This window comes from Candidatus Hepatoplasma crinochetorum Av (assembly GCF_000582535.1).
GTDB lineage: Bacteria > Bacillota_I > Bacilli_A > Mycoplasmatales > Hepatoplasmataceae > Hepatoplasma > Hepatoplasma crinochetorum.
Map to the genome: position 1 here is coordinate 437,336 of NZ_CP006932.1, position 13,815 is coordinate 451,150.

The 13,815-nt window shown below is 19.6% G+C and carries 12 protein-coding genes; 6 read left to right on the forward strand and 6 right to left on the reverse strand.

What is annotated here, in order from left to right; translation table 4 throughout:
- Nucleotides 1-115: 115 nt before the first annotated feature.
- From galE to X271_RS02045, 4 genes are read left to right on the forward strand one after another with little or no spacing between them, the layout of a single operon-like run.
- Complete coding sequence (gene galE / locus X271_RS02030) at nucleotides 116-1,084, forward strand: UDP-glucose 4-epimerase GalE (protein WP_025208808.1); 969 nt, start codon at nucleotides 116-118, stop codon at nucleotides 1,082-1,084.
- A 9-nt stretch (nucleotides 1,085-1,093) separates the two neighbouring features.
- Nucleotides 1,094-2,260, forward strand: coding sequence for a UDP-galactopyranose mutase (glf, locus tag X271_RS02035; RefSeq protein ID WP_038462268.1), 1,167 nt, complete (start codon nucleotides 1,094-1,096; stop codon nucleotides 2,258-2,260).
- 4 nt (nucleotides 2,261-2,264) lie between these two features.
- Nucleotides 2,265-3,233 carry a hypothetical protein gene (locus tag X271_RS02040; RefSeq protein ID WP_025208809.1) on the forward strand — a complete coding sequence of 323 codons (969 nt, stop codon included), beginning with the start codon at nucleotides 2,265-2,267 and terminating at the stop codon, nucleotides 3,231-3,233.
- Between the two features lie 2 nt (nucleotides 3,234-3,235).
- Complete coding sequence (locus tag X271_RS02045; protein WP_025208810.1) at nucleotides 3,236-4,231, forward strand: hypothetical protein; 996 nt, start codon at nucleotides 3,236-3,238, stop codon at nucleotides 4,229-4,231.
- Between the two features lie 3 nt (nucleotides 4,232-4,234).
- Here X271_RS02045 and X271_RS02050 read toward each other — a convergent pair whose 3' ends face one another.
- Together X271_RS02050 and X271_RS02055 are read right to left on the reverse strand one after the other, a co-directional pair.
- Complete coding sequence (locus X271_RS02050; protein ID WP_025208811.1) at nucleotides 4,235-5,896, reverse strand: hypothetical protein; 1,662 nt, start codon at nucleotides 5,894-5,896, stop codon at nucleotides 4,235-4,237.
- Nucleotides 5,897-5,947: 51 nt separating this feature from the next.
- Nucleotides 5,948-8,053, reverse strand: a complete 2,106-nt coding sequence (locus X271_RS02055) for a hypothetical protein (RefSeq protein WP_128824176.1) — start codon at nucleotides 8,051-8,053, stop codon at nucleotides 5,948-5,950.
- 107 nt (nucleotides 8,054-8,160) lie between these two features.
- On the opposite strand from X271_RS02055, the gene X271_RS02060 reads away from it, so the two are divergent.
- Entirely contained in the window at nucleotides 8,161-9,447 is a 1,287-nt protein-coding gene (locus X271_RS02060; protein ID WP_025208813.1) for a UDP binding domain-containing protein, read from the forward strand.
- Nucleotides 9,448-10,320 (forward strand): glycosyltransferase, encoded by an 873-nt coding sequence (locus X271_RS02065; protein ID WP_025208814.1) that lies wholly within the window; start codon nucleotides 9,448-9,450, stop codon nucleotides 10,318-10,320.
- Here the strand turns inward: X271_RS02065 and X271_RS02070 are convergent.
- The 4 genes from X271_RS02070 to X271_RS02085 all read right to left on the reverse strand — a co-directional run bounded on the left by X271_RS02070 (nucleotide 10,317) and on the right by X271_RS02085 (nucleotide 13,803).
- A complete protein-coding gene (locus X271_RS02070) occupies nucleotides 10,317-10,865 on the reverse strand; it encodes a hypothetical protein (protein ID WP_025208815.1) in 549 nt (182 codons plus the stop codon). The two genes, X271_RS02065 and X271_RS02070, sit on opposite strands and share 4 nt — an antisense overlap.
- 16 nt (nucleotides 10,866-10,881) lie before the next feature.
- Nucleotides 10,882-12,426 (reverse strand): 2,3-bisphosphoglycerate-independent phosphoglycerate mutase, encoded by a 1,545-nt coding sequence (gpmI, locus tag X271_RS02075; RefSeq protein WP_025208816.1) that lies wholly within the window; start codon nucleotides 12,424-12,426, stop codon nucleotides 10,882-10,884.
- 11 nt (nucleotides 12,427-12,437) lie between these two features.
- Nucleotides 12,438-13,142 (reverse strand): hypothetical protein, encoded by a 705-nt coding sequence (locus tag X271_RS02080; RefSeq protein WP_025208817.1) that lies wholly within the window; start codon nucleotides 13,140-13,142, stop codon nucleotides 12,438-12,440.
- Between the two features lie 94 nt (nucleotides 13,143-13,236).
- On the reverse strand, nucleotides 13,237-13,803 hold the full coding sequence (locus tag X271_RS02085) for a hypothetical protein (protein WP_128824177.1): 567 nt from the start codon (nucleotides 13,801-13,803) through the stop codon (nucleotides 13,237-13,239).
- Nucleotides 13,804-13,815 lie beyond the last annotated feature (12 nt).

A 13,815-nucleotide genomic window follows, 5' to 3' on the forward strand; every position in this document is an offset into this window, starting at 1 on the left:
ATAATTGGGAGTTGATATTTTGTTTCAAATTTTCCACCAATTTATGTGTTTAATTTTGAAAAAGTATATCAATTAATGATACATTTTTTTAATAAAAAAGTAAAATTTTTTATATATGGAAAACAGAACAATTTTAATAACAGGAGGACTAGGATATATAGGAAAAAATATTACTAATTTATTGTTAAAAAATAACTATAAAATTATAGTAATTGATAATTTAATTAATAGTTATGAACAAAAAATAAGAAATAAAAATTATAAATTTATAAAATGTGATATTTTAAATAAAAATAAATTAAATAATGTTTTTAAAAAAGAAAAAATAGATTTAATTATACATACGGCAGGACTTATAAAAGTTCAAGAATCAGAAGAAAAACCGATTGAATACTTTAATGTAAATATTTCTGGAACAATAAATATTTTAGAAATGATGCAAAGATATAATATTGATAAAATTATTTTTTCATCAAGTGCAGCCGTATATGGAAATCCTATTAAAATACCAATAGAAGAAAAAGATCCAAAAAATCCAATTAATACATACGGACTTACAAAATTAATAGGAGAAAAATTAATTTTAAAAGCAAAAAATATTGGTATAAAAAGTATTATTTTTAGATATTTTAATATTGCAGGAGGAGATCAAAAAGAAAATCTTAATTATTCTCCTAAAAATAATATAAGTCACTATATTCCTAAAATAGCAAATGCAATTAAAAATAATGAAATAATAAAAATTTTTGGTAATGATTATCAAACAAAAGATAAAACTTGTGTAAGAGATTATATTAATATAAATGATTTAGCTAATATCCATTTACTAGCAATTGATTATCTTTTTAAAAAAAATAAATCAGAAATTTTAAATGTAGGATCAGGAAAAGGATATAGTAATTTAGAAATAATAAAAATAATAGAAAATTTAGTAAATAAAAAAATAAATTATAAAATTAGTAATAAAAGAAGAAAAGGAGATCCTGATATTTTAATCGCAAATATAAATAAAATAGAAAAAAAATTGAATTGAAAAAATCAAAAAAATATAATAGATACAATAAAGGAAGAACTAAATTTATAAAATAAAAAAATGGAAAATATAGATAATTTTGATTATTACATTTTTGGTTGCGGTATATCTGGAGCAACATTAGCAAGAAAATTAATTAATCAAAATAAAGACCTTAAAATTTTAATATTTGAAAAAAGAGAACACATCGGTGGAAATGTATATGATTTTAAAGATAGATATGGAATCATGGTTCATAAATATGGTCCTCACATTTTTCACACTAATGATGATATAGTAATTAATTTTATTAAAAATTATGCAAATTGGAAACAATTTAGACACAAAGTTAATGTAAAAGTAAAAGATATCGAAGTTCCTTTACCGATTAATTTTAAATCAATTGATTTATTATTTCCAGAAGAAGCAAATGAAATTAAAGAAAAATTAAAAAAAGAATTTAAAAATGAAGAAAAAACATTTATTTTTGATTTGATAAGTTCAGAAAATTCAATTACTAAAAAATTTGGAGAATTTATTTATAAAAATATATTTGAAAATTATAGTAAAAAAATGTGAGGCCAAGATCCGACAAAATTAGATAAAAATATATTAAAAAGAATCCCTATTATTTTATCTTATGATGATGGTTATTTTACTGATAAATTTCAAGCAATACCAGAAAAAGGCTATACTCAATATATTAAAAAATTAATAGATGATAAAAATATTAAAATTATTTTAAATTCAAACTTTAATGATCTTAAAATAATAAATAATAAAACATACATTTATGATCAAGAAATTACTAAACCTATTATTTATACAGGTCTTATTGATAAATTATTTAATTATAAATTTGGAAAATTAAATTATCGCTCTATTAATTTTAAATTTGAAAATTTAAAAATTGATTCATTTCAAAATAGATCAGTTACAAATTATCCTGCAGATTTAAAAATGACTAGAATTACAGAATATAAAAAATTATTAAAACAAGAAAACAATAAAGAAATAAAAGGGATTACAACAATAGGAAAAGAATATCCAGGACAATATTCAGAAGATTCAAAAGAATTTAATATTCCTTGTTATCCAATTTATACAAAAAATGAATTAGAAAATTATAGTAATTATTTAAATGAAAGCAAAAAGATAAAAAATCTTTTTTTCTTAGGAAGACTTTCAGAATATAAATATAAACAAATGTGACAAGCAACAAAAGATGCTTTAGAGTTCAAATTTTAAAGATATGAATGAGAAAATAATAACATTAGCAATTACTATTTATAATCCAGAATATTATGAAATAAAAAATTGATTAGAATATTATAATTTTTTAAAAAATGATCAAAATATTCAAGTAATTTTTTTAATAGATAATCCAAATATAAATCAAAATATTTTAAATTTAATTCAAAAAGAAAAAGCACAATATAAAATATATAATAAAAATTATGGTAAATTTTATGTAATAAAAGATGCTTGCGATAAAAATTTAATACAAGGAAAATTTCTTAAAATTTGTGATCCTGATGATTTGCTTCATTTGAGTAATTTAAAAAAATTTGTAAAAAAAATAAAATTATTAAACAAAAATCAAGAATATTTAATTTTAACAAGTCATGGATACTTAGAAGGTTGATATTATAGCAAATGAAATATCAATGTTTCAAAAGTTAAAAAAATGTTATTAAAATCTGTTCCTGTAAATTACAACACAATTCTTAGTACTAAAGGAATCAAAGATTTTCCCTTTAAATATAAAGATTTATCAAAATCAAGTGATTCAATTTTTTCAATTACAAATCTTATAAATGAAGATATTATTTTTATTACAATGGAAAAAAATTGATTTTACATTTATAACAAAAGAAAAGGAATATCAGATTCAACTAATAAATTTAGTCACAGCAAAAAACAAATGAAAAGTGATTATAAAAAATTATTTTATGATACCTTTTATTACTTAAATATTTTAATTGAATTAAATGACAAATTAATAAAAATTAAATATACTAAATTTCCAAGAAAATTTGATTTTTATACATCTCATAATACTTTAATTGGAACTAATTTTAATTTAATTAAAAGAATCTTATTAATAAGAAAAACTTATAAAATTTTTAAAAAAATAGATATTACAGAAGGAAATTGAAATTTTTTAAATTTAATTAAATTTTATTTTTTTCAAATAATTAAAAAGAAAATAAAGGTCTAAAAATGAATTTTAATTTAAATATTGCATTAACCGTTTATAAAATAGATTTAATTGAAATAGATAATTATTTAACTATTTTTAAAAAAATAAATAACAAAATTAATGAGGAATATCAAGATAGAATTGACAATTTAATTAGTTATTCAATTATTTCCGATAATCCTGAATTAGAAAAAGAAGAAAATTTTAAAAAAATTTTAAATGAATTTAAAAAAATAAAAAATTTAAAATATTATAAAGCAGAAAAAAATCTAAAAAGAATTAATCAAGTAATCGAAAAAATAAATATAATTAATGCTAAATTTATTAAAATGTGTGATCCCGATGATTTAATTTTAATAGATGAAACAATAAAAATTGCATTAGAAATTGATAATTTAGATCCTAGATCATATATTATTCATGCCTATAGACAAATAAATGTAATTCAAAAAATAATTTTTGAAAATCTGGAAAATGTTAGCTTTAAAAAGTTTTTTAAACCGGTATCTTTTAATCCAAATACAATATATCCTAAATATTTTTTAAAAAAACTTAAAAAAGAAAATTGATCATTTAATCATTTACAATGATCTGATGATGTACTTGCAATAAAAGCAAATGAATATGATTTAATTTATACTTATATTCCAAATATGGCTCCATATTTAAATAATCCAGGAGCAGGAGTTTCAATTTCCAAGCAAAAACATAGTAATTTGGATTATTATTATGCTTCATGTGAATTTATTAAATTTTTACAAAAAAGTACAAAAAATTTAAATAATAAAATCATTACAGATAAACCTAATAAATTTTTTATAAAAAATGTTTATAATGATTTATTTTTTTATGACAAAAATAGATTTAATAAATCATTTAAATTTTTTTACATGTTATTTCTAATTAAAAAAATAAATAAAAACTATATTGCTTATTCAAATAATAAAAATAAAAAACATTTTTTTTGATTTAAATTTGGTCTTTTATTATCGCTTTTATTTAAACTTAAATTTTAAAAATTATCCATTTCAACTAACAATTACATTATCATCTAATTTGTCTCAAATTGGATAAGCTCTAAATATCATTTTTTGATCTCCAAAATCTTGTTCATATACAGTTTCTCATTTATTAAAATCTTGTTTTGCTGTATCTATTTTATCAAATTGATAAATCGATAGTAGGGAAGTATCAGAAAAATCACTTATTCCATTACCTTGATCAACAGCAACATAATTATTACCATTTTCTTCAAAAAATAAAGTTGATGAAATTGTAGGAGATTTTTGACTTGTTTTATGATTTAATATAACTCTTCCTGTCATCGGTGAAAGATTTGTTTTTGATGAAGTACTATTTGGATTAACTTCCACTATTTTAATATAAGAATTATTATCGTGTGAATATCATTCTTCTTTATATAAAGATTCTTGTAATTCTAAATTAGTATTACCTCATTCTGCATGATTATCAAACATTGAAAAATATAAATCATTTGGATCATAAGCATCTGGATCTAAAAAGAAATTTTCAGGACCCACTTTTTCAATATAAGGATTTAAAATCTTTACACAATGTTCTCCCATAAATAATTGCTCTTTTTCTTCATTTTGAATTTTTCTTAAATTTTCTAAATTATCTGTAGGATAATAATTACCATTTATTTCTCAATTTATAAATTTATCTTGTAATCCCCCATTATTTTTATGAAAATCATAAGTTTCTTGTGGATCATATTCTGAATTTGCAATATATTTATTTTCTTCTTCATTATAAATAATAGAATGATCTCCATCTAGATCTTCTTCGTATAAATAATAATAACTATCATAATTACCAGAATAAATTCAATTTACTTCAGGATTATTTAATATATTACCATTTTCATCTAATACTTTAATTGAAAGAAATGTACCTAATGTTCTTGAATTAACGTAAATATTTTGTTCATAATAATCAATTGAATTAAAGTGAAAAAAATCATTACTAGGCATTATTGTTCGATAATACTCACCTGTATCTTCATCAATATAATATCAATAGTTTTCTGAATAATTTAATAAATCAGAGATGCTTATTATTTCTTGATCATTTGTGTTTTCTTCTATAATATCAACTTGTTGAACAGAAAGATCTCCCAAACCACCATTATCATCGTTTTCTTTTCCTTGTCAAGTGTTTAAATTATCAATAATAAAATAATAATTATTATCAAAATCACTTTTATAAATAAATTCGTGATTTATTGAAGAATTGGATTCATTTAATGAATTATTCGGTTCATTTGAATTTAAATCATCATTGCTTATAAAATTTTTTGTTTGATTATAAACTTCATTATAAAAAATAATTTCTGAATCCTCATTTTTTACAAATCATGTAAAAGCTAAATCTCCTTCATTATTATAATATGGATGAAACATAGATTTATCATTTTGATCAGTTTTAAAAATTTCTTCATTTTGATTTTTATAATCTAAAACAACATATTTATTTGGTTGTTCATAGTCATTTTCATAAAATAAATCTGAATTAGTTAATTCTAAAAATTCTTCATTTTTAACATTATTTTTACTATTATCATTTACAAAAAAATAAATAATTCAAGATAAAAATAAAATTGAAAGCGAAGCAAGAATAAACACAACAAAAATTAGTAATATTTTCTTTTTTTCTATCATTTCTCTATCTTTAATAATTTTATTAAAAAAATTATACTTAATTTTTTTAAATTAAGTATTTTTAGAGGATTTGAAAACAAATGCATAAAATATGAAATAAATAAAAATAAATAAGCTAAATAATAAACGCATATATTTGCCAAAAAACATTGTTACAAAAGTTGTAGATGCTGAAAAAATATCAATAAAACCATTTATATCTATTTTTCAAGTATCAGGAGTAAATGGAATATTATTTATTTCTGCAATTTGATAAACATTTTGTCATAAAAGAATTTGGTATAAACCATTTACCAGATATTCAACATATCCAAAAGGAATAAAAGGGAAAAAATCATTTGCATTTTTAACTATAGATCTTAATCCTGCAAATTCAATAAAGTTATATTGAGTATTTAAATAAACAGTATCTGGATCAATATTTGGAAAATTTACAATTATTTGATCTATGTTATTAGGAATAAGTTCTGTATTTACATAATTAACTGTTAAATCATATGCTGCCATTGTTTCAATTGCTTCAAAAATAAAAAATAAAAAAATTACAAGTCCTGTTCGAATCAATAATTTTTTATTTTTAAGTCAAGTTTTAGAACTTATTTTTAATTCATAAGATTTATTTTCAATTAAATTATATAAGTGAAAATAATCTTTATTTTTATGAAAAATCAAATTATATTTTAAATTAAAATAAAGGTATATATTATGAATACGAGTATTTATAATTGCAAGTCCTGATACAATTGAAAATCCTGTAGAAATAAATAATCCCCCTAATGATAATCCCAATATTAAATAAATATAATAATCCATATTAAAAGAACTAATATTAAAAGAAAATAAATAAGCAAATCCAATAGTAACAAAAATAACCCCAGATAAAAGATGTATTACACCTCTAAAAATGAAACCAGCTCCAATTATTCCTCCAATTTTTGGTTTCGGAATTTTAATTGCTTTATTCATATAAAGAGTATAGAAAAAAATTGATAGAATATGATTTCCCGTAAGTCCTAATACAAAAAATCTAATTTGTGCTGCTATAAATCATTTAAAAGCGTTTTTTCAATTAAATTTCTTCTTCTCAATGTAATTAAAAAGAAGCATTAAAGCCATTGAGAAAAAAATAGATACAAAAAAATTTAAAATCAACAAATAAAATCAAAAAGTATCTGTTCCTGCTCCTAAAATATCAAATACATTATCATAACTTCCTTCATATATAACCCCAAAAGTTAATCATAATGTAACTGCTAAAATTGCAAAAGAAGAAAATATTAGTAATATTTTTTTTAATGATATTTTCTTCTTTTGAAAAGGATTAGAATATTTTGAAATTATTGATTTTAATTTATTTTTAGAATTTAATACTTCTACTTTATTTTTTAAATAGAAATTAACTTCAAATTGATATTTTTTATTTTTTTTGTTTTTAATAATTAAGAATTTCCCATAATTATGAGAAAAATCATAATAAATTTTTTCTTGATCTTCTGATTTTTTTATTAATTTAATTTTTAAATTATTGTTTTTACCATCAAAAAAATTATTATTTACTTTTTCTAAAAAATCATCAAAATAATTTGGATCAATTTTAATTGATTCTCTTGTATTTATATTGTAAAACCCAATTTTATCAAATATATATTTTTTAAATTCACTTAAATCTTTAAAATTATTTAATAAATTTAATTTTTCAAATTGAAAACTAAAGTCTTCTTTTTTAAATATATTATTTCCTACAATTAAAATATTTTCATTATTTTTAACATCACTTGTTTTTACAAAATTTTTATTCTTTTCAATTGCTTTTTTATAAACGATAAATAATTTATTTACATCTTGATAATTAAAAAAAATTTTTTCCTTATTTTTAAAAATAAAATATAAATTTAAATCTATTCTGTCAATTTTTATTATTTTATGTTTTCTAATTTGATAATAATCAAAACCTTTTTCAAAACTTTCAAAATAAATAAATGAATCAAAATTTTTTAATTTTAATTCAATAGAAATTTTATAAAAATTATTTTCTTTAAATTCACTAATTAAAAAAGATTGATAATTTTTGAAATTAGAAATATTTTCTTTAAAAAAAATATCACATTTTTTTCGATCTTCAATCTTCTTAAAAATTATTGCTGTTTTTTTATTCATTTTTATAATTTTACAAATTAATTTAATATAGTTATAATTATTTTTATTATAATTCAAATATTGAAAATAATATTTTAAATTTGTTTTAAGAAACAAAAGGAGATAACTTGCAAACTAATATATTAATTATAGGCGGAGGTTATGTTGGTTTTTATACTGCACTTAAATTATTAAATAATGAAAAAATAGAAAATATTGATATTTATGACATTGATCAAAAAAAAATTAATAATTGAAAAAATAGAAAAAATGTGATTAATGATAATTATCTTGATAATTTTTTAAATAAAAATCCAAGTATTTTTAAAAAACTAAATTATATAAATAAAATAAATTATCAAAAATATAATTATTTTTTTATCAGTCTTCCAACAAACCCTCTTATTAGTAAAAAGAAAATAATTTTTAATAAAGAAGAAAAATATAATTTACACACTGATTTAATTTTTAAATATAGTGAAAATATTAAAAAAATAAATCCAAATGCAGAAATAATAATAAGATCAACAATTAATTATAATGATTATAAAAAATTTGATAAATTAAAATTAAATTATTGGCCAGAATTTTTATCACAAGGAAAAGATATTGAAAAAAATCTTAATTGGAATAAAATAATTTTTACAAAAAATGAAAATTTAAAAGAAGAAAATTTAAAAGAAATTTTTTCTGAAAAAGATTTTAGAAAACTACATTTTTTACCTATAAAAGAATCTATTATAATTAAAATATTTCATAATTCTTTTGATGCTTTTTCAATTACAATTTCAAATTTATTAGCAAATATTGCAGAAAATAAAAAACTAAATTTTTCAAATCTAACTCCTATTTTAAATGAATTATTAGCTGTAAAACCGCGTGTTAAAAATCCAGGAATTGGTTATGGTGGTTCTTGTTATCCGAAAGATTCAAGAAGTTTATTTAATTTAACAAATTCAAAATATGATCTTAAACTTTTAAACAATTTAGATAAATATAATTTAAAAAGAAGAAAAATATATAAAAATTACTTAAATGAAATTAAAATAAGCAAATATATTTTAATTTTAGGAATTTCATTTAAAGGACAAACTAACGATATTACAGATACACCAACAAAAGATTTAATAGATTATTTCATTAGGAAAAAATATAATTTTAAAATATGAGAACCAAATCTTAATAATTTAAATTTAAACAAAATAAATAAAAAAATAAATAGTAATCATCTTTCAAATAATATTGATAATGATTTGAAAGAATGTGATCTTATTTTTATCGGTGCAGATTGAGAAATATTTAATAATTTTTTAATAAATAAAAAAATTATTAATAAAAAAATTATCGATCTTAAATCTTATTTACCAATTACTAATTATAATACTCATTTTAAAATTGGTGATACAATAAATTAAATGGGTTCTAAAAAAACATTAACTTTCTTTTATTCAATATATAATCCAACAATTATTGAATTAAATTATATTAATAAATTAATTAATTACATAAAAAAAAATCAATTACTCACAGAAGAAATTGATATTGTTATTTTTGACGACACCGATAATAATAAATATAAAAATTACTTCATGGATAATAAAGTAAAAGTTTTAAATGTTCAGGAAAATGTAAAAAAAAACAAAGCTTTATTTTATTCTATTGATAAAATAAATAGTAAATATCTTAAAATTGTTGATCCTGATGATTTTTTAGTATTTGATTTTTTAGAAAAAATAATTAATAAATTAAAATTAATTGATGCAGATTTTATTTTACATCCCTTTTTTAAATTAAAAGATAATAAAATAAAATATCAAAATTTTAAAGAAGTAAGATATTACAACTTTAATACAATCTATTCAGTAGATAAAATAAAAAAAGAAAAAAATTTAATTAATATTGACTTACTTTATAATCAAGATCAATATCTTGGGATGATAGTTGATCTTGATAGCTCTTATCAAAAAATAAACATTCCTTTTTATATTTATAATCGCAATTCTTTCTCTTCAATATGAAATAATCTTAAATATAATTACAGTTATAAATATAAAAACATTGATCAAATAATAAATGATACTGAAAAAAATATTCAATTTTATAATTTAAATTATAAAAAATTATCAAAGGGTGTAAAGCCAAGATTTATAAGATCATTATTTTTAAAACAAAAATTTAAAAATAGATACCAAATTTATAAATATGTAAAAAGTAAAATAAAAACAAAAAGAATTAATATAAATTTATGAATCCTTTTTGCTTGTTTTTTAAAATTTAAATGAATTTAATATTTCTTTTTATTTTTTTTCTTTGTTTTTGTTAGTTTCTTTTCTGCTTTTTTTTGTGCCTTAATTGCTTTTGCTTTATCTTTTTCTGCTTTTACTCTATTTTTATTTTGTTTATAGATTGTTTTAATTTCATGTTTTGAATAATCTTTATTTTGGTCTTGTACTAAATAAGTCATCACAAATAAACGATGTTTATAATAATTATTATCAGAAATAAGTGAAGCTGTTTTATATATTTTAAAACCTGAATATATAATTAAAATTATATAAAAAGTAGCAGCAATAAAAATTCATAAACTTTGTAAAAAAATTATAAATCCTTCCATTCCATTATCAGAATTTACAGTATCACTAATTCCTTGTCCAGCATCAATTATTATTAGTATTCCTAATCCAATTGACATTATTAAAAATCAGATTCAAAATATTAAAATAGGTCAAAGTCTTTTATTACTATTTTTTCAATCTAATTTTTGTTGTTCTTTTCGAGAAATCTTTTGCTCTGGATTATTTATATTAGTTGTTTCTTTAGAATTATCTTTCATATTAAATTTATAAATATTAATCTTTAATTAAAACTTCTCCTGTCATTTCTTTTGGAATTTTAATATCTAAAAGATGTAAGATTGTTGGTGCTAAATCTGCTAATTTAGATTTTATATTTTTTGGATTTGTAAATTTATCTTTAAATATAAGATTTTGATCAGTAATAATTGTTAATACTGGATTTAAAGAATGTGCTGTCATCGGTTTTCCTTCTTTTGTAAGCATCACATCAGAATTACCATGATCAGCTGTAATAATCATTACTCCTCCCATTTTATTTACAATTTTATCATAAAGTCTACCCAACATTTGATCAGCAACTTCACAAGCTTTTATTGCAGCAGGAATAGATCCTGTATGTCCTACCATATCAGGTTGAGCATAATTTATAATAAATACATCTACATCATTTGCATTTTCAATAATTCGATCTGTTAATTCATAAGCTGACATTTCTGGCTTTAAATCATATGTTGCAACTTTAGGAGAGTCTACTAAAATCCTTTTTTCATGTTTTTTAGGAATTTCTTGTTGTCCATCTAAGAAAAATGTAACATGAGGATATTTTTCTGTTTCTGCAGCACGCATTTGTACTAATTTATGATTTTCTAATACTTCACCCAAAAGATGTTTCATATGTTTTGCAGGGTATAAAATATTTGTTTTAATTCCTGCATATTCACGCATTGATGCATAAAATAAATTTTTTAATCTTTTCCCTTTTGCTTCATAATCATAATTTGTAATTTTTGTATTAGAACCAATTAACATATGAGACATTTCTCTTGCCCGATCTGAACGAAAATTAGCAAATAAAACAGCATCATTATCTTTAATTTGTCCATCTAAATTTTTATTATAAGCAGGAATTAAAAATTCATCAGTAACTTTCTTTTTATATTCTTCTTGAATATATTTAAAAATGTCTTTAAAATTTTCCCCTTTTCGATTAACAATAACATCATAAGAAAGTTGAATTCGATCTCATCTTTTATCACGATCCATTGCATAATAACGGCCACTAATTGATGCGATATTTATTTTAGCATCGATTAATTTTTTAATTGATTGTTGTGAAGAAACTGGAGAAACATCTCTTCCATCTGTAAACGCATGAACAAAAACATTTACATTATGATCTTTTGCAATTTTAGCAAGAGTAATAATATGATCTATATGTGCATGAACTCCCCCATCAGAACAAAGTCCCATTATATGAAAATTACTATTATTTTTCTTAGCATAGTTTATTGCTTTAAGAAGTATTTTATTATCTTTTAATAAATCCTCTTTGATTTCTTTATTAATAAGAGCAAGAGATTGATAAACAATTCTTCCAGCTCCAATATTCATATGTCCAACTTCAGAATTACCCATTTGTCCATCTGGAAGACCAACAAATTTTCCTCCTGTGTTCATTAAAATGCTTGGAAATTGTTTTTTTCATTTATCGATATTTGGTGATTTAGCAAGTTTTACAGCATTTCCTTTTCCTGCTGGTGCTTGTCCATATCCATCCAAAATAACTAAAGCAACTGGTTTTTTTGTTTTTTTATCCATAATATTTTAAATTAGCCTTTCTTATTTAAATTTTTCATTTTTCAATCTGAAAAAACACAATTAAGTTCATATATTTTTTGATCATTTATTTTATTTTCAATCTCTTTTGGATATGAACAAGGTCATTTTACAATTTCTTGCAATCAACGATTATTGTTTTTTTCATAAGTTTGATTAAGATAAATTAAATTTGTTTTTGGTGTATTTTCAAAAATTTCTCTTGCTCGAAAAATTGTTCCATTTACAATTGTAATTAATCTTTTTTTTCTTTTTTCTTCGATAATTGAAAAAAGATCCATTCCTGTTGATATGATAATTTTGTAATTTATTTTAAAGGGAAAATTATCTAAAAAACTATTTATTTCAATTGCAGCTGTAAGCAAATTTCCTTCTTGAAAATTATTAACTGAATAATGATCTATGAAAGCATAAATCTCAGTTCCAAATAAATGATAATTATTTATTTGATAATAATTTAAAATTTTTAAAATACTTTCTGTATAAAGATTGATAAATTTTAATTGATCTTTTTCTTTTAATTTTTCGATCAAAATCTGATAATTTTCAATATTTATATAAATTGTTGTAATCTTTAATTTATGATTACTACCACTTAAAAATTTCTTAATATCAGGAAAATTATTATTAATATTTACATCAATTTCATCAATCGTTCTAATCTTTTTTTTAATATTTAAACGCAAAGAACGAATCACAGCCTAATTTTATTTCCTTATCATTTTTTATAATACAAACAAATTATAAACTTTATTAATGATTTAATAAAAGTTTATAAATGCAAAAATTGTTCTATTCTAATCTTTCATCAGAAATAGAAACAGAATTTATAAATAAAAGATAAATTCCATTAATTGCTAGTGTTATAAAAGCAATAACAAGCATTATAATATCATCTACTGTGTATTTTTCAACAATTTCTATTCCCGGAATATTATTTATAATATTTCAAGCTGGATCATTTTGATATAAATTTGCATAATATAATATTTTTTCAGCATAAAAAAAATATAAAGTAATAAATAAAATAATCACAATTGCAATAAAAAGACCATAATATATATTTTGAAATTTGGCGATTTTAAAACTAGTAATTAAAAAAACAATAGAAACAGCAAAAATTGCTGCAAAAATAAACATAAATACGATTGGTGTATATGTTTCTTTATCTAAATCAGAAGCAATTGGAAATCCATCTAAATCATTATTAAATTTAACTGTATCAGATAATTTAATTGATGCAACTGTAAAAAAAGAAACTAAAGTAACTACTGCAAAAATTAAAAAAACAAACTTAAAAATAAAAAATTTATCTTCAAATGTTAACTCTCTTTTTTCCTTATTTTTTGCTTTTGCCATAATTAAATTATA